At 73.9% G+C, this 21102-nt stretch carries 18 protein-coding genes; 9 read left to right on the forward strand and 9 right to left on the reverse strand.

The genetic code is table 11. From position 1 onward, the window contains the following. Positions 1-79 precede the first annotated feature (79 nt). Together AQJ11_RS08910 and AQJ11_RS08915 are read right to left on the reverse strand one after the other, a co-directional pair. Positions 80-2299, reverse strand: a complete 2220-nt coding sequence (locus AQJ11_RS08910) for a S9 family peptidase (protein WP_059262498.1) — start codon at positions 2297-2299, stop codon at positions 80-82. Further along, complete coding sequence (locus AQJ11_RS08915) at positions 2296-4080, reverse strand: N-acetylglutaminylglutamine amidotransferase (protein WP_059262499.1); 1785 nt, start codon at positions 4078-4080, stop codon at positions 2296-2298. The genes AQJ11_RS08910 and AQJ11_RS08915 overlap by 4 nt, the downstream gene beginning before the upstream one ends. A 292-nt stretch (positions 4081-4372) precedes the next feature. Between AQJ11_RS08915 and AQJ11_RS08920 the strand changes: the two genes are divergently transcribed. Continuing rightward, positions 4373-4957 (forward strand): DUF488 domain-containing protein, encoded by a 585-nt coding sequence (locus AQJ11_RS08920; protein WP_014676727.1) that lies wholly within the window; start codon positions 4373-4375, stop codon positions 4955-4957. A 251-nt stretch (positions 4958-5208) separates the two neighbouring features. Next, on the forward strand, positions 5209-5517 hold the full coding sequence (locus tag AQJ11_RS08925; protein ID WP_014676726.1) for a hypothetical protein: 309 nt from the start codon (positions 5209-5211) through the stop codon (positions 5515-5517). A gap of 44 nt (positions 5518-5561) precedes the next feature. Here the strand turns inward: AQJ11_RS08925 and AQJ11_RS08930 are convergent, their stop codons facing one another. Further along, complete coding sequence (locus AQJ11_RS08930; RefSeq protein ID WP_014676725.1) at positions 5562-6404, reverse strand: ATP-grasp domain-containing protein; 843 nt, start codon at positions 6402-6404, stop codon at positions 5562-5564. Between the two features lie 276 nt (positions 6405-6680). On the opposite strand from AQJ11_RS08930, the gene AQJ11_RS08935 reads away from it, so the two are divergent. The 3 genes from AQJ11_RS08935 to AQJ11_RS08945 all read left to right on the forward strand — a co-directional run bounded on the left by AQJ11_RS08935 (position 6681) and on the right by AQJ11_RS08945 (position 10937). Continuing rightward, positions 6681-7427 (forward strand): TetR family transcriptional regulator, encoded by a 747-nt coding sequence (locus AQJ11_RS08935; protein ID WP_059262500.1) that lies wholly within the window; start codon positions 6681-6683, stop codon positions 7425-7427. A 157-nt stretch (positions 7428-7584) separates the two neighbouring features. Further along, a complete protein-coding gene (locus AQJ11_RS08940) occupies positions 7585-8001 on the forward strand; it encodes a Zn-ribbon domain-containing OB-fold protein (protein WP_015493420.1) in 417 nt (138 codons plus the stop codon). A gap of 386 nt (positions 8002-8387) precedes the next feature. Beyond that, on the forward strand, positions 8388-10937 hold the full coding sequence (locus AQJ11_RS08945) for a hypothetical protein (RefSeq protein WP_398780673.1): 2550 nt from the start codon (positions 8388-8390) through the stop codon (positions 10935-10937). 21 nt (positions 10938-10958) lie between these two features. Here the strand turns inward: AQJ11_RS08945 and AQJ11_RS08950 are convergent, their stop codons facing one another. Continuing rightward, the gene (locus AQJ11_RS08950; RefSeq protein ID WP_014676720.1) at positions 10959-11345 is read right to left on the reverse strand and encodes a PPOX class F420-dependent oxidoreductase; all 387 of its coding nucleotides are present in this window, start codon (positions 11343-11345) and stop codon (positions 10959-10961) included. A gap of 187 nt (positions 11346-11532) precedes the next feature. Between AQJ11_RS08950 and AQJ11_RS08955 the strand changes: the two genes are divergently transcribed. The 3 genes from AQJ11_RS08955 to AQJ11_RS08965 all read left to right on the forward strand — a co-directional run bounded on the left by AQJ11_RS08955 (position 11533) and on the right by AQJ11_RS08965 (position 15125). Next, positions 11533-12717, forward strand: a complete 1185-nt coding sequence (locus tag AQJ11_RS08955) for a DUF3800 domain-containing protein (protein ID WP_059262502.1) — start codon at positions 11533-11535, stop codon at positions 12715-12717. Between the two features lie 62 nt (positions 12718-12779). After that, on the forward strand, positions 12780-13610 hold the full coding sequence (locus AQJ11_RS08960) for an SAM-dependent methyltransferase (protein WP_059262503.1): 831 nt from the start codon (positions 12780-12782) through the stop codon (positions 13608-13610). Positions 13611-13748: 138 nt separating this feature from the next. Continuing rightward, complete coding sequence (locus AQJ11_RS08965; RefSeq protein WP_059262504.1) at positions 13749-15125, forward strand: S1 family peptidase; 1377 nt, start codon at positions 13749-13751, stop codon at positions 15123-15125. 160 nt (positions 15126-15285) lie between these two features. On the opposite strand, the gene AQJ11_RS08970 is transcribed toward AQJ11_RS08965, so the two are convergent. Both AQJ11_RS08970 and AQJ11_RS08975 read right to left on the reverse strand, forming a co-directional pair. Further along, positions 15286-15471, reverse strand: a complete 186-nt coding sequence (locus AQJ11_RS08970) for a hypothetical protein (RefSeq protein WP_030640852.1) — start codon at positions 15469-15471, stop codon at positions 15286-15288. 132 nt (positions 15472-15603) lie between these two features. Next, entirely contained in the window at positions 15604-16752 is a 1149-nt protein-coding gene (locus AQJ11_RS08975; protein ID WP_107120802.1) for an ROK family transcriptional regulator, read from the reverse strand. Between the two features lie 127 nt (positions 16753-16879). On the opposite strand from AQJ11_RS08975, the gene AQJ11_RS08980 reads away from it, so the two are divergent. Beyond that, on the forward strand, positions 16880-18082 hold the full coding sequence (locus tag AQJ11_RS08980) for a Gfo/Idh/MocA family protein (protein WP_059262505.1): 1203 nt from the start codon (positions 16880-16882) through the stop codon (positions 18080-18082). Between the two features lie 15 nt (positions 18083-18097). On the opposite strand, the gene AQJ11_RS08985 is transcribed toward AQJ11_RS08980, so the two are convergent. From AQJ11_RS08985 to AQJ11_RS08995, 3 genes are all read right to left on the reverse strand, one after another. Continuing rightward, on the reverse strand, positions 18098-18793 hold the full coding sequence (locus AQJ11_RS08985; RefSeq protein WP_059262506.1) for a L,D-transpeptidase family protein: 696 nt from the start codon (positions 18791-18793) through the stop codon (positions 18098-18100). A gap of 464 nt (positions 18794-19257) precedes the next feature. Further along, a complete protein-coding gene (locus AQJ11_RS08990; protein WP_079082252.1) occupies positions 19258-20049 on the reverse strand; it encodes an SDR family NAD(P)-dependent oxidoreductase in 792 nt (263 codons plus the stop codon). Between the two features lie 52 nt (positions 20050-20101). Next, positions 20102-21016: an SDR family oxidoreductase gene (locus AQJ11_RS08995; RefSeq protein WP_014676710.1), complete on the reverse strand. Its 915-nt coding sequence runs from the start codon at positions 21014-21016 to the stop codon at positions 20102-20104. Positions 21017-21102 lie beyond the last annotated feature (86 nt).

Raw genomic sequence — 21102 nt, forward strand, 5'->3', positions numbered from 1 at the left:
TCGCGGCCCGCGTCCTCGGATACGGCGCCCGCCGCGGCCTCGTTCAGGCGATCCCGCTCCCCCCTGGTGAGCCGGGGGTTCACGTGTGGAGGTGCCGTTGCATCCAGTCGGCCGCGGCGCGGCGGAACAGACGCCGGTTGTCCGCGCGCAGGAAGTCGTGCCCCTCGTCGCGCAGGGTCAGCAGTTCCGCGTGGACGCCCCGTTCCCGGGCGGCCCGTACGAACTGCCGGGACTCCCCCGGCGGCACGTTGGTGTCGTGTTCGCCGTGGACGGCCAGCAGCGGTACGCGCAGCGCGTCGATGCGGCTCATCGGTGACAGGGCGTGCAGCAGCTCGCGGTCGCGTTCCGGGTGGCCGTACTTGTGCGCCGCCGATTCCGCGATCCACGGCTCCGTACCGGCGAAGAAGGTGAGGAAGTCGGACATGCCGCAGACGGCGACTCCGGTGCGGAACAGGTCCGGGTGCCACACGAGGGAGGCGAACGTCAGATAGCCGCCGTACGAGCGGCCCATGACGGCGAGCCTCGTGGGATCGGCGGGGCCCGCGGTGACCGCGTGGACCGCGCAGTCCGCGACGTCGTCGAGGGCGGCGAAGCGACCCGCGCCCAGGTCGGCGTCGACGAACGAGCGGCCGTGCCCCAGGGAGCCCCGGACGTCGGGTGCGAAGACGTCCAGGCCACGCCCGACCAGCTCGTGGTAGAGCGGGTGGAACACCGGGCGTTCCTGTTCCTCCGGGCCTCCGTGCAGGTGGATCACACAGGGTGCCGGTTCGTCGGGGGCGCGCCCCGGCGCCCGGTAGTACCAGCCGCTCAGGGGCAGCCCGTCCCGCGCGGTCAGGCGCACGGGGACGGGGCGCACCGGTGGGCGGCCCGGCGGGACGGCGTCCTCGTCCCGGGAGGACCACGGGGTGCGCAGCAGCGACACGCCTTCGTGGGCCCACCACAGGCCCGGACGGCGCTGCGACCCCGACAGCGCGAGCAGCAGCCGCCCGGCACCGGCGGCGGTCACGCGGGTGACGACCTCGTGGGGCAGGGGCAACGGCCGTGCCGGGCCCGTGGCGTCCGGGGTCCGCTCCGTCGGGAAGGTCTCGACGAGTTCCAGTTCGCTCGCGCCCCGCACGTTCCAGGCGAGCGCGGCGGTGCGGCCGTCGTGGGCCAGCGCGAGGAGTTCCAGGTCGCTTTCCGCGCGCTCCGCCGCGACCGACACCGTGTGCGGCCCGCCGTCGGCGTCGAGGGCGATCGCGAGGAGTGCGGCGTACTCGCGGTCGTCGTTGCTGCGCAGCCACAGTGTCCGCGCGTCCGGGGAGAACCGGCCGATCCACGGGTCGCCGTCGGCGACCGGCACGACGAGGGTGGTCACCGAGTCGGCGGTGCGCAGGACGACCGCCTCGCGCCGTCCGCGCGGCCCCCGGCGCAGCAGCGCGAGGCCGCCGTCAGGGCTGAGGTCGCACGCGCGCAGCGAGGCGGCGTGGGTCTCGGTGGTGAGCAGGACGGGCGAGGCCAGGCCGTCGGGATCGATCAGGTAGACCGACAGGCCGCCGTCGGGCCGGGCCGCCGGTGCCGCAGTGCCGGCCGGGGTCCCGTCCGGCGCCGCACCCGAGGCGGCGTCGTACGCGGCCGGGCCGAGGAGCGTGGCGTGGCCGTCCCGGTCCGCCCAGTCGGCCGCCGGGCGCATCCCGGCGAGCCGGTCGTCCGCCGGAGCGGAGTCCGTCAGGGCCTGCCTGGCGAGGCCGCCGTACGCGGCGGCGGCCGGAGCCGCGACGGTGACGGCGACGGCCGAGCCGTCGTGGGCCCAGCAGCCCAGATAGGCGGAACTGGCCGGGTCGGCTCCCGCCAGGATGCGGCGGCCGGTGCCGTCGGGCCGTACGCAGAGCACCCGTGTGTGCTCGCCGCCGCCCGGCGCCGTGGTGTACGCGATCCAGCGCCCGTCCGGTGACCAGGACACCTCCTTGACCGGGTCCGGTGAGGAGTCGAGCAGCCGCACCTCGTCCCCGTCGACGGGCCCGGCCCACAGCTGGGGGACGCCTCCCCGGTCGCAGATGAAGGCGGTCTCGCTGCCGTCGGCGTTCGCGGAGGGGTACCAGCAGCCGTGCGCGCGCAGCCGTGTCACCGCATCTCGCGGGCCGCCCGCCTCGGGCAGCGGCACCGGTGCGGGGGCGGCGGCACGGGCGGCGTCGAGGAGGTCCCCGGTACGGCGGTCCGGGGACCGGTCGGGGCCCGGACCTGCCGGACCCGGTGGTCCGGAGCGGATCACGGCGGGTGCCGGTCGGTGCGCCAGCCGCGCGCCCCGGTCGTCGGTCACTTGATTCCGTGGGTCTGAAGCCATATCTCCAGCACAGCGATCTGCCAGAGCGCGTTCGCGCCCCGCCTGGTCCGGTGCTCGTCGGGCGCCTTGAGGAGTTCCGCCACGTACGCCTCCTGGTACACGCCGCGTCGCCTCGCCTCCGGTGCCTGGAGTGCCTCGCGCACGCGCCGGAGGACGGGACCCGCCATGTGCCGGATCGCCGGCACGGGGAAGTACCCCTTGGGGCGGTCGACGACCTCGTGGGGCAGCAGCTTGCGGCCCGCCTCCTTCAGCACCCCCTTGCCGCCGTCGGCCAGTTTGAGTTCCGGCGGGCAGGCCGCCGCCAGTTCGACCAGTTCGTGGTCCAGGAACGGCACCCGGGCCTCCAGGCCCCAGGCCATGGTCATGTTGTCGACCCGCTTGACGGGGTCGTCGACGAGCATGACGTGCGTGTCCAGCCGGAGGGCGGCGTCCAGCGCCGTCTCGGCCCCCGGCCGCGCCATGTGCTCCCGTACGAAGCGCCCCGAGACGTCGTCGTGGGGCAGCATCCCGGGCCGCAGGACCCGGGCGAGGTCGGCGTGCGACCGGTCGAAGTAGGTCGCGGCGTACTGCTCCGGCTCGTCCTCGCGGGGGACCGACGCCAGCTGCGGGTACCAGTGGTAGCCGGCGAAGACCTCGTCGGCGCCCTGCCCGCTCTGCACGACCTTCACCTCTTTGGACACCTGCTCGGACAGCAGGTGGAAGGCGACCACGTCATGGCTGGTCATCGGCTCGCTCATCGCCGCGAACGCCCCGTCCAGAGCCGTCGACACCCGCTCGGAGGGAACCATCAGCCGGCGGTGGTCGGTGCCGAACTCCCGGGCCACCAGATCGGAGTAGCGGAACTCGTCGCCCTCCTCGCCGCCCTCCGTCTCGAACCCGACGCTGAACGTCATCAGGTCGCGCTGCCCCTCGTCGGCCAGCAGCGCGACGATGAGGCTGGAGTCGAGGCCGCCGGAGAGCAGGACACCGACCGGCACGTCGGCCACCGTCCGCCGGCGCACGGCCACGCGCAGCGCGTCCAGCACCGCGTCCCGCCATTCGGCCGCTGTCATGTCGGCGTACTCGGGCCGGCGCGTGTACGACGGCTGCCAGTAGCAGTGGTCCCGGTAGGTGCCGTCCGGTTCGACGACCCGCACGGTGGCCGGGGGCAGCTTGCGCACCCCGTTGAGGACGGTGCGCGGGGCCGCGACCGTGGCGTGCCAGCTCAGGTACTGGTGCAGGGCCACCGGATCGAGCGAGGTGTCCACGTCTCCGGCGGCCAGCAGGGCGGGCAGCGTGGAGGCGAACCGGAGCCTGCCCGGCGTCCGCGCCAGGTACAGGGGCTTGATCCCGAGCCGGTCCCGGGCGAGGACGACGCGGCCGGTGCGGTGCTCGACGATCGCGAAGGCGAACATGCCCCGGAAACGCTCCACGCACGCGGTCCCCCACTGCCGGTAGGCGTTCAGCACCACCTCCGTGTCCGACGTCGACGTGAAGCGGTGGCCGAGACGGCGCAGCTCATCCCGCAGCTCCGGATAGTTGTACACGCAGCCGTTGAAGACGCCGGTGACCTCGCCCCGGGCGTCCGTCATCGGCTGGGACCCGCTGTCCGACAGGTCGATGATCTTCAGGCGGCGATGCCCCAACGCCACCGCGCCCCGTCTCCAGGTGCCCTGCCCGTCGGGTCCGCGGTCGGCGAGCCGCTCCGTCATGCGTCCGACGGCCGCCAGGTCGGGCGAGCTCCCGTCGAAGCGGACCTCCCCGCTCAGACCGCACATGACGCCCCGCCTCCATCCGGCGCACCGGCGCGCCCTCCGGTGCCGAGCTGGACGGTGCTGCGATACATGACGCCCCCTTCTGTAGACGACAGGACGTGTCGCGCGGCTCGCGGAAGCGGCGACGGCCACTGCCGGCGCACCGCGGCGAACGCGGGCCGGGCCGGCGCCCCGATGACTTCGGGGAACGGGCACCGGCGGCTGCGGCGGCTTGTGTCGTGTTCGAGTGCCCAGGCCCTGAGCAGGTAAGCCCCGCACCGCGCACCGGCGCGCCCGCACGTGGTGCACTCGGGGTATGAGCCATGTCCGGACCGATCCCGCGGGCGGGACCGCCCGCTCGGGCCTGGAGCTGATCACCTTCGGCCACGGCACGGCCGGACGGACGACGCTGGCGGAGCTCCTGCGGGAAGCCGGCGTCGCCGCCGTCGTGGACGTCAGGACCGCACCGGGCAGCCGCCGCGATCCGGACCTGTCACGGCAGCGGCTGGCAGAGTGGATGCCCGAGGAGCGGATCGCCTACCGGTGGGAGCGCCGGCTGGGCGGGTGGCGCAAGCCGCCGCCGGACTCACCCGACACCGTCTGGCGCAACGAGTCCTTCCGGGGCTACGCCGCACACACGCGCAGCGCGGAGTTCGTGACCGCGATGGACGGCGTGCTGCGGCAGGCGGGCGGGGAGCGTACCGCGGTGATGTGCGGCGAGGCGGTGTGGTGGAGGTGCCACCGGCGCCTGATCGCCGACTTCGCCGTCCTGGCCCGTGGCGCGCTCGTCCTGCACCTGATGCACGACGGGCGCCTCATGGCGCACAGCCCGACGCCCGGTGTGCGCCTCCGCGGTGACGGCCTCCTGGTCTACGACGACGGTCCCCGAGCGGCGGGGTGAGGTCCCCCGCGCGAGAGGCACCCGCGTTCCGGTTCCGCGGGCCCGCCGGTGCCGTGGGGGTGTGGCGGGCGCCCGGCAGGGCACGCGGAGGGCGGACCAGCCGAGTCGAGGACGGTGCCAGGATGACCGAGTACGAGCCTTCCCACCCCCAGGCACGCAGCGCGTCCGACGGGCTCCGCGCCGGCCGCACCGACCGCACCGGACGGCCGCGCGCCGCCGTCACGGTCGGCTGACCGGCTCCGGAGCACGCCATGGGACGCCCGAAGCAGTACGCCGTCGCCGCCTCCGGACAGTGGACGGACGAGGAGGACGGCCGGCGCCGGCTGCCCGCCGGCGAGGTCCACGCGTGGGAGCCCGGTCTGAACCAGACCGTCTGCGGACTGTCCCTCAGCCGCTCCCGGCTGACGCGCTTCCCGCACGTCGGCTGGCCGGACACCTTCCCGGAATCCGGGGGCGCGGCGGACCGGGTGCGGCGCGTGTGCCCACGCTGCGCGTCCGTGGCCGGACGCCGCGGCGGCGACGCACGGCCCCGGTGGCACCGCACCAATCCCCGGCCCTGAACGCCACGTCAGGGGCGGGGCGCCCGGGTACCCGCCGATCACCCTCAGGCCGGGACGGGCGCCCCCTGCGCGAACCGGCTCAGGGACGCCGTGAACGCGGTGACGAAGGCGTCCCTCGCCTCCTCCGGGAGCGCGTCCAGGGACAGGTAGGGGTTGACGTCCTCCAGTTCGACCAGCAGCAGACCTCCGTCCGCGGCGCGGCAGGCGTCGACGCGCTGGATGCCGTACCCGAGGTCGTTCCAGTCGATGAACCGGCGGGCGAACTCCAGGTCGGCGGCGGTGGCCTGGTACGGCCGCAGCTCCCAGCGGCGCTCCGGGTCGGGGGCGTAGAGGGCGTACTGGTAGTCGTCGTCGACGAAGTAGAAGGACACCTCGTAGGCGAAGTCGACGCACGGCTGGATCAGGACGTCCCCGGTGGCGAGTCCGGCGACCTCGCCACCGGGGACGATCCGCAGGCCGAGGGAGTCCGCGCCGTGCTTCGGCTTGACCACGTACCGCTCGGCGGCCGGCAGCCGGTCCAGGTCCTCGGCACGGTCGACGGTCGGGATCACGGGGAAGCCGGCGGCGCCCAGGTCGAGCAGGTACTGCTTCCCGGCCATGTCGGCCTTCCCGGTGAGCGGGTTGTACACCCGGGTCCCGGCGGCGAGCGCCCGCGCGCGGAAGGCGTCGTACTCCTCGCGGTAGCCGAGGACGGGTCCGCTGTTGCGGACGACGACGGCGTCGAAGCCGTCCATCAGGGCGGCGGCGTCCACCGGATGACACAGGGCCAGGTCGAAGTGGGCGCGCAGCCGGGACGTGAGGTGGATGTCCTCGTCGCAGTAGCGGCGCCCGCGCGCCTGGTACGCCAGGTCGGTGACGTAGAGCAGACGGGGCCGGGCGGCGGGCATGGGGGCTCCTCGGGGCGGCGCGGGGGCCGCGGGTGCGGCGCGGTGCGGGGCCGGTGCCGGCGGCGTCCTCGACGGCGGCGGTGACGGCGGAGAAAGGTTACGCCGCAGGGTGCGGCGGCTCGCGGCCACCCCCGGTCGCCACCCGTCTCCCGCCCCGCACCGCACCGTCCGGTCGGACCGCTTCCGAGGTGACCTCGGAAGCACTCAGTTCCCCCGGAAGGGCGCTCGCGCTGCACTGAGTGTCACGAATCCCGTCCGGGTGCTACGTTCCCGTCCATGAGCTCCAGCAGCGCGGCGCCGGCCGCGAAGCCGCCGATCCGGGACGCCCTGGTGGCGGCGGCCTTCCGGCTCTTCCTGGAACGCGGGTACGAGCAGACCACCGTGGACGACATCGTGGCCCTGGCCGGGGTGGGCCGGCGCTCGTTCTTCCGCTACTTCCCCTCCAAGGAGGACGTGGTCTTCCCCGACCACGAGCGCTGCCTGGCCGACATGACCGCCTTCCTCGCGGCCGGCGGCGCGGAACACGAGCCGGTGCGGCGGGTGTGCGACGCGGCCCGACTGGTGCTGCGGATGTACGCCGAGAACCCGGCCTTCTCCGTGCAGCGCTACCGCCTCACCCGCCAGGTGCCGGGCCTGCGCGCGTACGAGCTGTCGGTGGTGTGGCGCTACGAACGCGCGCTCGCCGAGTACCTCCGCGCCCGTTTCGCGGGACGGCCCGACGGGACGCTGCGCGCCGACGTGATCGCGGCGGCGGTCGTCGCCGCGCACAACAACGCCCTGCGCTCCTGGCTGCGTTCGGAGGGCAAGGGCGACCCGGGGGCCGCCGTGGACCACGCGCTGGGGTACGTGCAGAAGACGTACGGCCGGCCGGCCCAGGCCGCGCCGGCCCCCGCCCGGGCCGCATCGGCGGCGGCCGGCGCGCCGGCGGGGCAGGCCGACGACGTGGTGGTGCTGGTGTCCCGCCGGGACGCGCCGCTGTGGCGGGTGGTGCAGGAACTGGAGACGGCGCTCGGCCGGGGCTGACCGGGAACTGGGGTGATTAGGGGTACCGAGTGCCTTTACCAGTGACACTCAGTGCCATACTCTGTCGGCGTGCGCGGTGGCACGGCAACCGCGCACACGTGTGCCCGGTCCGCCCCGGGCACGCGGGATTCCGGCCGAGCGCAGGGAGTTGACCAGCGTGTACCACCCCTCAGCAAGCACCTCGCATCCGGTGGCCGGTTCCGCGGCGGGCGTTCTCGATCCCGCCGCCGCGGACTCCAAGGACGCCATCCTCTTCCAGCGCTGCACCTGGTGCGGCACCGCGATGTACCACCGGCTGCTGTGTCCGGTCTGCCAGGGCAGTGAATTGCGCACCGAGCGCAGCGAGGGCGTCGGCACGGTCCGCCATTCCACGGTGGTGCACCGCAACACACCGGCGGCGCGGAATGTGTCGCTGATCGAGATGGCCGAGGGGTTCGTCGTACGGGGCCGGGTCATGGGTCCGCCGATCGGCATCCACAGCGGCGACCGGGTGCGGCTGTCCACCGCCAAGGACCCGGTGCGCGGGGAGCCGGTGTTCCAACTCCTGGACGAGCCGTACCGGGCCTGGACCTGACCCGCCGTAGCCCACCGGCGCGGTGCCGCTGACACCACGGCCGGGTCCCCTCCTGCGCCCACGCGGTCCATCCCCTCTCCTCCACGGGCAACCCACAGTCCCCGCTCCGCATCCTCCCGGGGTGAGGGGCGTCCGGGGCTGCCGGGACGCCCGAGGTCGGTGTTCGAGGAGGATCAGTGGTCCGTGCCCGGCGCATAGGGGTGACCGCCGCCGCGTTGCTCGCGGTGGCGGGGGCATCTCCGGGAGTGGCGGTCGCCCACTCTCAACCAGCCGCAGCACAAGGCGTGTCGCAGGGAGACGACGGTGCGCCGCTGCCGCCCGGGTGGCGGCTGGACGGCGCGGGCTCCGCGCCGCAGCTGGTGTGGCGGTCGGCCCGGTCGGTGCCCATGGGGGACGCGCGGGTCGAGTTCCGGGCCGGAGGGCGGCTGTTGGGGGTGCCTCGGCCCGGCGCGGACGGGCACACCTTCCGGCTGCCGCTCGACGGGCGGCGCGCGACGGGGTTGCGCGGTCTGGAAGTCTGGTCCGGCGGGCGGCGGTTGGACGCGCCCGACACGGCCGGCGCGGCTTCGGCAGCTCGGTCGCCGGCAGCGTTGCCCGCGAACGGGGTGGACCCGGGCAAGCCCGGTGCGTACCGCACCAGGACGGGCGAGTACAGCCTGAAGTCGGTGCGGCTGCCGGGGTTCTCCGCGCCCGTGGAGATGCGCGCCGTGGTCGTCGCACCGGTCGGCGCGTCCGGCAAGCGCCCCCTCGCGCTGTTCCTGCACGGCCGTCACTACACCTGCTACCAGGGGCAGGACAGCACCAGTGACTGGCCCTGCAAGGCCGGTGCCAAGCCGGTGCCCAGCCACCGCGGTTACCTGCGGGACCAGAAACTGCTCGCCTCCCAGGGCTACCTGACCGTGTCGGTCTCGGCCAACGGCGTCAACGCGCAGGACTTCGCGGCGGAGGACGGCGGCGCGCAGGCGCGGTCGTCGCTGGTGCGGCTGCACCTGGCCCGCTGGGCCGACTGGGCCGAGCACCCGCGGTCCGCGCCGAAGGTGGTCCGCGAGGCGCCCCGCGCCGATCTGTCCCGGGTGCTGCTGGTCGGGCACTCGCGGGGCGGCGAGGGCGTCAACCGGGCCGCGCTGGACAGCCTCACCCCGCCGCCCGCCGACCAGGACGGCTATCACGGGCCGGTGCGCTGGCACATCCGGGGCACCGTCCTCATCGCCCCGACCGTGTTCGGTCAGAACCCGGTGCCGGACGTGCCGTCGATGACGATCCTGCCGGGCTGTGACGGTGACGTCTCCGACCTCCAGGGCGAGGTGTACGTCGACGGCACGCGCGCGGTCGGCAACGGCACGGCACTGCACAGCGCGGTGTACGTGATCGGCGCCAACCACAACTTCTTCAACTCGGAGTGGACACCGGGCCAGTCCGCGGCGCCCGCCATCGACGACTTCTTCGACGACCCGCAGTACCACGACCCGGTGTGCGGCAAGCGGGCCGCGACCCGGCTGACCGCCGACCGGCAACACCGGGCCGGCTCCACCTACATCGCCGCCGCCGCGCGGCTGTTCCTCGCCGGGGACGACCGGGTACGGCCGCTGCTCGACGGCTCCGGGAAGCGGGCGCCGTCGGCGGACCCGGCACGGGTCCTCAGCCACGCGGTGGGCGCCCGCCGGGGCGGCGGGTTCCTGCCGGACGCCGGGGTGTCGGTGACCGGCGGCAGGCTGTGCGCCGCGGTGGACCCGAGCCCGGCCAGGACCTGCCTGGGCACGGGTGCCAAGGTCTCTCCGCACTTCGCGCAGTGGGAGACGGACCGGGAGACCGGCCGGAGCGCGATCGCGCTGCGCTGGACGCGCGCCGGCAGCCCCGCCCGGGTGACCGTGGCGAAGCCGGTGTCCCTGTCCGGCGCGAAGGCGCTGGCGCTGCGGCTGTTCGTGCCGCCCAACTCCCGGGCCGCGCGGCTGGACGTGTCGCTGACCGACGCTTCCGGCAAGAAGGCCAGGCTCGGCCGGATCACGCCCGCCGGGCTGCCCGGCAGTGTACTGACCGCGTCCTACTGGGCGCAGGAGATCCGCGTGCCGCTGACCGAGGCCCGCCGCGCCGGGCTCGACCTGCGTTCGGTCAAGTCCCTGAGGCTGACGCCCCGTTCGGCGTCCGGACAGGCCTGGCTCATGGACGCGTGGGGCTGGCGGCCGGGGACGCCCGCGGTGCGCACCGACGCGCTGCCGCGCGTGGACATCGGCCGGACGATCGTGGACGAGGGCGACTCGGGCGTGCGCACCTACCGGGTCCCGGTCCAGGTGACGGGCCGGGGCGGCAGCGGCCAGGTCCGCGTGTACGTGCTCGACCCGGCCACCGGCAAGGCCGCGGACCGGCTGGTGACGGTCCGTCCGGGCGGCCACGAGATCGACGTACCGGTCCAGGTGCGGGGCAACACCCGCTACGGCACCGATGTGTCGTACGACGTGCTGGTCAAGGCGGTCCGGGGCGCGGTCGTCGGCTCCTACCGGGGCGGCGTCACCGTCCACGACGACGATCCGGCGCCCACGATGACCGTCACGCCCGTCGCCGGCGAGGTGACCGAGGGACAGACGCTGAAGTGGCGGGTGTCGCTGTCGGAGGCGGTGGACGTCGACATGAACGCGCTGTTCGAGGTCGCGCCGGCCACCGCGCCGGAGCTGTCCACGAAGGACGTCCCGGCCGGCTGGCTGCGGGACACCACCGGGGAGAAGCCCGACCCGGAGCGTCCGCTGTCCAGGGTGACCGGGTGCTACCTGTGGGTGGACATCCCGGCCGGCAGGACGAGCGCGGAGATCACCCTGCCCACGGTGAAGGACGGGGTGCGGGAGTCCACGGAGTCGGTGCTGTTCCGGCAGGTCGACCCGCGGACCGGGGAGCCCCGCACCGGGGGCCTTGAGCTGTCCGGTTCGGTGCTGGACGCCTCGTAGGGCGCCGGTTCCGGGTGGCCCTCACCGCACGAGGGTCACCCGGACGCCGACGGTGCCGTCCAGGCCGCGCCGGAGCCGGCTGCCCAGCAGGGTGAGGCGGCCGAGGAGGCCGTACTTGCGGGCGATCAGGCTCCGGTAGCGGGCGGTGGTGGCCGGATCGACGATCTCGGCGGTGGCCGGCACCTGGTCGCCGGTCGGGTTGCCGCGCACGTCGCACGGGCCGACGAGGACGTCCGGGCGGCGCCGGATCCGCTTGACCTTCCCGCTGTCGGCCGCCGTCCACACCCCGACCGCGCCGCCGTCCCGGACGACCCACACCGGGGTCGAGACGGGGGTGCCGTTCTTCCGGTGGCTGGTCACCAGCAGGTACTTCCCGGAGCCGAGCCGGTCGAGCCGCGTGTCGTCCATGACCGCAGTGTAGGAGGACGGGCGTTGCCGGCGAAGCCCGCTGACCCGGGCCGGCCCCACGGGCGGGCGGTGCCGTGCGCGATGCTGGTCATGGGGCTCGGTCGGGACGAAGGGCTGTGGCGTGGCTGGAGACGGAGTCGGCGGAACGCGCGGGCGGTGGGACGCGGCGGAGGGCCGCGTCCGGGAGGTGGCCTGCGACGAGTCGGGGTCGGACGGGGAGAACCTGCTCGGCGGGAACACGGACGTGTTCGCGCACGCGAGCGTGGCCCTGCCGGTGGACGCCGCCGCGGAGTGCGTGCGGGAGATCCGGCGCCGGATCCGTTCGCCCGCCGAGGAGTACAAGGCGAACCATCTGCTGCGCGAGAAGCACCGGGCGGTGCTGGTGTGGCTGCTGTCCGCCGACGGGCCGATCCACGGGCGGGCCCATGTGCACCTGACCGAGAAGGCGTTCCTCGTGGTGGACCGGGCCGTCGGCCTGCTGCTCGGGGACCCGGCGGTCGCCGTCTCCCTCTACCGGCAGGGCCCGGAGGTCTTCGGGACCGACGCCTGGCGGACGTTCCTCGTGACCGCGAACACCCTGCTACGGGTCCGCCCGGGCGGGCCGCGGAACAGGGGCGGGCAAGCGGTCCCCGCGACCGGGGAGACACCCCACGCGGCGGGGAAGGCACCCCACGCGGCCGGGGAGACGCCCCACGCGACCGGGAAGGGTTCGTCCACGACCGGCGAAGCACCCGGCGCGGCCGGCGAAGACACACCCACCACCGGCGAAGCACCCAACACGGCCGGCAAAGCCCTCCCCGGGGTCGGCGAAGCCTCCGGCACGCCCGAGGACGCCTTCTTCGCCACCGTCGACGCGCTCGTCCGGGCCGCCCCCGGGTCCGAGGCCGCCGGGATACTGCGCCGGCTCGCCGCGCACCGGCAACGGGCGGAGGCCTACCGGACCCGGATGCGGGCGGCACCGGCGCTCTTCCCGGTGCTCAATCCGCTGTTCCCCGCGCTGCGGCACACGGCCGCGCACTGGAGCGCCGACGGCCGGCCGGTCGTGCTCGTGCACGACCGGCAGAACGCGCTGACGCCGGGCCGGACCGCCCGGATCGTGCAGGCAGCCCGGCGGGACGGGATCGCGCTCCACGGGCTGCGGCTGGTCGACTCCCGGGACGACGCCCGGGTGCAGATCGCGGACTTCCTGGCCGGGATCGCCCGCCGCATCGCCTCCGACGAACTGGCCGGCACGGGTGACCCGGAGCTGACCGCGTGCCTGTGGCCGTACGTGGCGGCGGAGTCGGTGTGGGGCGACGCGCGCAGCCGGGCCCGGCTCGCTCCGGCCGGAGAAACCCCGGGCCGGGCGACGGAGATCAACTCGGGCGTCTAGATTGCGTCTTGCACGGCGCAATTCCGTCAGGCATCTCATCAGGCACCCAGGAGCTGACCCACGTGACCGACAACCCGGCAGCCACCAACGACGTGGCCGTGTCGCTGCGCGCCCGTATCAACACCGGCCAGCCGCACACCGCCCGGATCTGGAACTACTGGCTGGGCGGCAAGGACAACTACGAGGTCGACCGGGCGGCCGGCGACCAGATCCGCCAACTGCACCCGGGCATCGGGGAGTACGCGCGCGCCGACCGGCTGTTCCTGGGCCGCGCGGTGCGCCATCTGGTCGGTGAGGCGGGCATCCGGCAGTTCCTGGACATCGGCACCGGGCTGCCCACCGCCGACAACACCCACGAGGTGGCGCAGCGGATCGCCCCGGAGTCCCGGATCGTGTACGTCGACAACGACCCGCTCGTCCTCGCGCACGCGCGGGCCCTGCTGACCAGCACACCGCAGGGCCGCACCGACTATCTGGACGAGGATCTGCGCAACGTCGACGCGATCCTGGAACACGCGGCGAAGACGCTGGACTTCAGTCAGCCGGTGGCGCTGATGCTGCTCGGCGTGGTCATCTTCATCGGCGACGACGAGGACCCGTACGGGCTGGTGCGGCAGTTGACGGACCGGCTGCCGGCGGGCAGCCACCTGGTGCTGTCGCACACCATCACCAGCCCGTCGATGCCGGACGTGGACGAGGCGGTGAAGTTCTGGAACGAGCACGGCACCCCGAAGCTGAAGCAGCGCACCCCCGAGGACGTGGCCCGGTTCTTCGACGGCCTGGAACTGCTGGAGCCGGGTGTCGTGTCCTGCTCGCGGTGGCGCCCGGAGGGCGGCGACGGGGCCGAGCCGGAGGAGGTCGCCATGTTCGGCGGGGTGGCCCGCAAGAACTGACCGCGCGCGGGAGTTCACCGGCGCCGGTGAACGCCGCGGCCCCGGCCCCCGTATGGAGGAGCGGGCCCTCGACGATCCGGGGGCCTCGCGGTGCCGGTACGGGCAGCGCGCGTTCGGGTTCGGCTTCGGGAGCCATGCATGCGGCACGCACGACGACGGGTCGTCCGGCGAGTGACACGGCTGGCGGCGGTCGGCGGACTCCTCCTGGGGGGCGCGATGGTCGCCCAGGCGGCCATGGCGAGCGAGACACCGTCCGCGCCCGCCAGACCGCTCGCCGCCACGGGCGACACCGGCGCCGCACTGGTGGCGCGGCTCGGCACGGCCCGTACGGCGGGCGACTGGATCGGCGCCGACGGGCGTACGGTCGTGGCCGTGACCGACGAGGCGGCGGCGCGGGAGGTGCGGCGGGCCGGGGCAGAGGCGAAGGTCGTGCCGCACAGCATGAACGAGCTGAAGTCGGCGACGGCGACGCTGCGTTCGGCCCCGCGGGTGCCGGGCACGGCGTGGGCGGTCGACTACCGGGCCAACCGGGTCGTGGTGCGGGCGGACCGCACGGTGTCCGCCGGGGACTGGTCGCGGCTGACCCGGGTCGCCACGGGGATCGGCGGCTTCGTGCACATGGAGCGTACGAAGGGCACGTTCACCACACGGCTGAACGGGGCCCAGCCCATCCTGTCGACGGGCGGTCGCTGCTCGGCCGGGTTCAATGTCACCGACGGGCGGTCCGACTTCATCCTCACCGCCGGCCACTGCGGGCCCGCCGGGTCCACCTGGTTCGCCGACAACCAGGGCGGTCAGCAGCTCGGCAGGACCGTGAACAGCTCCTTCCCGGGCAGTGACTTCTCGCTCGTGCAGTACACCGGCGGCAAGGCCGGTGCGGGCGCCGACGTCGTCGCGATCGGCGGTGGCAAGGGGGTGCGGATCACGGGGGCCGCCGATCCGGCGGTGGGGCAGCGGGTGTTCCGCAGCGGCAGCACCAGCGGTCTGCGCGACGGCCGGGTCACGGCGCTGAACGCGACCGTCAACTACCCGGAGGGCACGGTCACCGGGCTCATCGAGACCACCGTGTGCGCCGAACCGGGCGACAGCGGCGGCCCGTTGTTCTCCGAGGGCATCGCGCTCGGCGTCACCTCGGGCGGGAACGGCGACTGCACGGCGGGCGGGACGACGTTCTTCCAGCCGGTGACCAAGGCGCTGACGGCGCTCGGGGTCCGGCTGATCGTGTCGGCGCGGAACGCGGGCGGCGCCCCGGGCGGCACCCCCTCCCCCGCGCCGGCGGCCTCGGCGGCCCAGGGCGCGATGGCGCCGAACGCGGCCTCGCCGGGCTCCTCGGCGCCGGTCACGGGCGCGCCCCAGGGCAGCACTCTGCTGGCACGGCTGACCGACACCCGGAACGTGGGGCCGGGGCTGCTGGTCATCGCGGGCAGTCTGATCGCGCTGGTGGCGACCCGGTACATCCGGGCCGAGCAGGACCGCAAGGCGTACCGGCGGTACTACTCGGCGACGTGGGGCTGACGGGAGGGCCGGGGGGCATCGAAGGCGCCGGGGGCGGACCAGCGGGCCCCGGGGCCGTCGAAGGCACCGGGGCGGGACCTGCGGGCCGGGGTACGACGAGAAGGGCACCCGTGCGTTCACGGGTGCCCGGGACGGTTCGGCGCGGGGTGCGCGGGGTCGGTCAGGCCGCCCGGTGCGGCTGCGGAGCCGCGGCGGCCCACTCCATCACGAGGCGCTGGTACTCCGCACGCTGCTCGGTGGTCAGTGTCCCGCCCGACCGGCGCCACAGGGCACGGATCTCCTCGTTGACCTCCGCGGCCGATCGCTCGGAGACGGCTTCAACAGTGGTGGACATGCTGTGAAGCATATGCCGATCGAGGTGAAGGCGCTGTGAGTAAGTACCCGCGATACGGACATTTCGGACCGTGTTACTCATCACGTCAATGTGTCAACCGGAAGCGGGAGTTCATCGCCCGTGCCACCCCTCGCTCCGCCCGGCTCACTCCCCGGTCCGGCCCAGCACCAGCACCTGGATGGCCAGCACGGCCGCTCCGCGCGCCCAGTCGTGGAAGTCGGACACCTTCGTCTCCAGGTCCACCGGGGCGGCCAGCGGGTGCCGGTGGGAGCGGATGGTGTCGCGGACCGTGTGCCCCGCCACGTCCATCAGGCCGACACCCTCTCCCGCGAGCAGGATCTTCTGCGGCATCGCGAAGTTGGCGATCTGCGCGACGAGGATGCCGAGGGCCCGGGCGGCCTCGCCGACGACCCGGGAGGCCATGGGCTCGCCGGCGGCGGCACCGGCGAGGATCTCCTCGTAGCCGACGTCCCGGCCGGTGGCGGCGCGCACCTGGTAGCGGATGCTGGGGATGCTGAGCAGCGACGTGGCGCTGCCGCGGGCGCCCTCGGGGGTGAGCGGGCCGTAGGGGTCGATGATCCAGTGCCGGCCGAAGCCGCGGTCCTCCTCGTCGTACGGCACCCGGCTGCCGCCGAGCACCAGCCCGTAGCCGATGCCCGCGCCGATGGTCAGCACGGCGAAGCGGTCGAGTCCCCGGCCCGCGCCGAACCAGGTCTCGGCCTCCACCAGGGCGGCGACGTCGTTCTCCACGACGACCGGCAGCCCTGTGCGCTCGCGGACGAGCGTGCCGAGCGGCACGTCCCGCCAGCCCAGGAAGGCCGACTCGCCCACCACCGTGCGGTCCCGCACCCGTCCGCCCACACCGATGCCGATGCCGGCCGGGGCGGGATGCCGTCCGGCCAGTTCGGTGGCCATCTCCGCCAGCAGCGCGGCGACGGCGTCCGGGTCGTGCGTGGTCAGCGGCCGGTCCAGCCGGCCGGTGACGTCACTGCGCAGGGTGGTGACGACGCCGTAGACCCTGTCGGCGGTGATCTTGAATCCGAGGAAGGAGCGGGACTCGGCGACGATGTCGAGGGGCTGCGACGGCCGCCCCTGACGGCTCTCGCCCGCCCCACCCGCCTCGGCGGCCTCCACCAGCAGCCCGGACTCGATGAGCGGTTTGGTCAGCCGGGTGAGGCTGCCCTGGGAGAGCCGCAGCCTCCGGGCGAGCTCGGTGCGGGACAGCGGGCCGTGCACGAGCACCTCGATGGCCACGGAGCGCTCCGCGGGGCTCAGCGGCAGCCAGCTGGTCATGGAAGCGCACCTCTCGGTTTTCTTTCGATACAGAAGTAACGCCGCCAGCATACGCGGGCGACGAGGCACCAAAGGGGACCTGGCCCGACTCTTGACGGCCGAATAATTCCGTGGCGAAAGTAATCCCATGACTTTCTCCCTCGGCATCGTCGGCGCCGGACAGTTCTCCGGGCAGTTCGCCACCCTCTTCCAGGCCCACCCCGGCGTCCGTGACGTCTATGTCACCGACCTGCTGCCCGAGCGGGCCGAGCAGCTCGTCGCCGCACAGGGGCTCGCGGGCACGTTCCCGTCGTACGAGGCGATGCTGGAGTCGCCGGCGGTCGACGCGGTCGCGGTCTTCACCCAGCGCTGGACCCACGGACCGCTCGTCCTCCAGGGACTGGCCGCGGGCAAGCACGTCTACTCGGCCGTCCCCATGGCGATCACCGTGGAGGAGATGGCCGCGATCATCGACGCGGTCCGGGCCACCGGGCTGACGTACATGATGGGCGAGACCAGCCACTACCACCCGGCGACCGTGCACGCCCGCAACCAGATCGCGGCGGGCGCCTTCGGCCGGCTGTTCTACGCCGAGGGCGACTACGTCCACGACATGGACCTCGGCTTCTACCAGGCCTACCAGTACAGCGGCGGAGAGAACTGGAAGGCGACCGCCAGCTATCCCCCGCTGCTGTACCCGACGCACGCGGTGGGCGGGGTGCTGGGGGCCTGGCAGACGCACGCGGTGAGCGTGTCCGCGATCGGGGTGCGCGACGAGCGCGGCGACGGCGTCTTCGACCGCTCGGTCAGCCAGTTCGACAACGACGTGTCCAACGCGACCGCCTTGTTCGAGGTGGCGGGCGGCGGATCGTTCCGTACGAACGAGTTCCGTCGGGTCGGCTACCCCTCGCACATCCGCGAGTCCCGGTTCCGGTTCTTCGGGACGGAGGCCAGCATGGAACAGCTGGCGACGGTGGCGCTGTGGCAGGACAAGAAGGGGGTCGAGGACATCAGCGAGCTGCTGGAGCCCAAGCCGACCCTGGCCCCTGACGACCCGTCGCTGGCGCACATCGCGCCGGAACTGCGCGCGGCCTTCACCTCCGGCTCGGCGCCGGTGCACGACCGGTCACGGCTGCCCCGGGAGTTCGACCACCTGCACAACGGGCACGAGGGCAGCCACCACTTCCTGGTGGACGACTTCGTCACCGCCGTCACCACGCGGACGCTGCCGCCGGTGAACGCGTGGGTGGCCGCCCGCTACACCCTGCCGGGCGTCATCGCGCACGAATCGGCACGGCAGGGCGGTGTCCGGCTGGAGATCCCCGACTTCGGGGACGCGCCGGAGGCGTGATCTGTCCCGGCGGGCTCAGGTGCCCGGCTTGCGGCCGTAGACGAAGACGTCGTCGCCGTTCTTCAGCAGCGACCAGTACTTCTTGGCGGTCGTGGTGGTCATGTTGACGCAGCCGTGCGAGCCGGGCGGGTTCCACATGCTCAGCCCCACCGAGTGGAAGGCCTGGCCGCCGTCGAAGAACTGGCTGTAGGGCATCGGCACGTTGTAGAGGGTGGAGACGTGGTCGATGTCCCGCCAGTAGATCTTCTTCAGCCCGGTGCGGGTCTCGTAGCCGTCACGTCCGGTGCGCACCGGCACCGGGCCGTAGACGAGCCGGTTGCCGTCCTGGATCCAGCTGAGCTGGAGCGTGAGGTTCACACAGGCGATGCGGCCCTTGTTCACCGGGCACTTGCCGTCCTTGTTCGGCTTGTTTCCGACGGCCTTCTGCTTGTTCATCAGGTCCATCACGCCCCAGGTGACGGGGCCGGCGTAGCCGATGTCGGGCGTGATGCCGTGCTTGCGCTGGAAGGCCTGGATCGCCTTGCAGTCGGTGGCGGACTGCTTGCCGTCGACCGGCCGGCCCAGGAACTTCTCCACCTGCTTCTGGTACGGCCCGGTCCGCGTGGTGCAGCTCGCGGCCTGGGCCGGCGTCGCGGTGAACGCGAGCGCGAGCGGCGCCACCAGTCCCGTGACGCCCAGCGCGACCACACCTCGTCTGCGTATGACCCCCATGACGGTCTCTCCCCTTCCCCTTGTGCCCGATTCGTTCGACCGGGCCTCCCCGGTGCTCTCCAGCGCGATTCCCGCGATGTCGGACTACTAGACCCGGCCGGGCCGGAGATGGTTGTGGTTCCGGTCAGGCTGTGACGAAACGGTGAACTTCCGGCCGTACGGCACCTCGGGCGGTGCGCGGTGACCGTCCATGGTGCGCCGCGTGCACCCCGCTCTCACCGGTGACCGGCCGACCTCCGCCTTCGACCCGCACCTGTGCACTAGCCGTTCGGGTTGAGCGAGGCGCACAGCGGGGCGTTCGTGACGGGCGCGACCAGCCCGCGCTCCAGCGTCACGAAGGCGATGTCGGTGCTGGCCCCGGACCGGGACCGGCTGCGGCCGGTGCCGCTCCTGCCCGGTGACCGGGAGGCCGTCGACGTGACCGCGCTGGCGACGGCGCCGGCCGGAGCGCGCCGCCCTCGGGGTCAGGAGGTGTGCCGGACGGCCGCGTGGAAGCCGGTGTTGACGGCGGTGAGCCCGCCGTCGACGACGAGGGAGGTCCCGGTGATCCAGGCGGCGTCGCGCGAGGCGAGGAAGGCGACGGCGGCGGCGATGTCCTCCGGCTCGCCGACCCGGCCGAGCGGGTACAGGGGGCGGACGGCGTCGAGTTCGTCGTCGCGCCCTTCCCACGCCGAGGTGCGGACCGTGCCCGGCACCACCAGGTTGACCCGCACGCCCCGGGGCGCCGCGTGTCCGGCGAGGGTGCGGGTGAGCGAGCCGAGGCCGGCCTTGGCGGCGCTGTAGCCGTGGTTGCCGAAGTCCTGCACACCGTTGACGGAGCCGACGCTGACGATCGCCCCGCGGCCGGAGGCGGCGAGGTGCGGCAGGGCGGCGCGGCAGCAGCGGTAGGCGCCGGTGAGCGTGATGTCGAGGTCGCGCGCCCAGGCCTCGTCGGGATCGTCCTCGAAGAGGGGTACGTCCGAAGTGCAGTGGGCGGCGCTGTTGACCAGCACGTCGAGCGAGCCGAACGCGGCGACGGCGTGGACGACGGCCGCCTCGACGGCGGCGCGGTCGGCCACGTCACAGGCGAACGCCTCGGCGGCGAGGCCCTGTCGGCGCAGGGCGGAGGCGGTCTCTTCGGCCTCGGGCAGGTCCCGGTCGGTGACCAGCACCCGGCCGCCCTCCTCGGCGAGCCGCCGGGCGACGGCCGCACCGATGCCGCGGGCGCCGCCCGTGACGAGAACTCCGTGTCCTGCGAAGCGAGTCGGATCAGTCATGGGCCGACGGTACGGCGCCCCGGGCGCCCTTTCACCGGTTCGGCGCCCGGTTTCACCGGTAGCCGGTGACGTCCGCCGGTTTGCCCGCGTCCTGCACCTCGACCAGGTACCGCCAGGCGTCCGGCCGGCTGCCGTCGAGGTCGGTGAAGCCGTACACCCGGGCGAGGCCACCGCTGGAGAGCGACCGGCCGTTGAACCGGGCCACGTCGGGATCGGCGGCCAGGGCGGCGACGGCCCGGCCGGTGAAACGGGGAGTCTCGGAGATGGCGAAGTGGGGTTCGCGCGCCAGGGCGTCCCGCCAGTTCTCCTCCCGGACGCCGTACGCGTCGAGCATGACCTCCGAGCGCATCCAGCCCGGGGTGAGGGCGACGGCGGTGGCGCCGCGCGGGCCGAGTTCGTGGCCGAGGGCGAAGGCCATGCGCAGGACGGAGGTCTTGGCGAGGTCGTAGAAGAGGTTCACCCGGTAGGTGTCGCGGTTGTAGTCGGTGGTGCCGTCGGTGACCTCCACGACCAGGCCGCCGGGGTGCCGCAGCAGCAGCGGCAGGGCGTAGTGGCTGGTGACGGCGTGGGTCTCGACCGCGAGGCGGAGCAGCCGCAGGCCGTTGTCGAGGTCGTGCTCCCACACGGGGGTGTCCCACTCGAAGAGGTTCTCGCCGCCCCAGATGTCGTTGACGAGGACGTCGAGGCGGCCCCGCTCGTCCGCGACGCGGTCCACCAGGTCCCGTACGGCGGACTTGTCGAGGTGGTCGGCGGCCACGGCGATGCCCTGCCCGCCGGCCGCGGTGACGAGGTCGGCGGTGTCCTCGATGGTCTCGGGGCGGTCGTACTCCGAGCGGCGGGCGCGGGTGCTGCGGCCGGTGACGTAGACGGTGGCGCCGGCCGCGCCGAGTTCGACGGCGATGCCCCGTCCGGCGCCCCGGGTCGCCCCGGCGACCAGCGCCACCTTGCCTTCCAGCGGTCCTGACATGTCCGGCCTCCCGTGCGGTACGACTGCGGTGCGACTGCTTTCGTCGTCCACTGTCGCCGGGAAGCCGGACATCTTCTGTCGGCTTT

Origin of the sequence: Streptomyces corchorusii, from assembly GCF_001514055.1 — a bacterium.
In the GTDB taxonomy this organism is placed as follows: Bacteria; Actinomycetota; Actinomycetes; order Streptomycetales; family Streptomycetaceae; genus Streptomyces; species Streptomyces olivaceoviridis.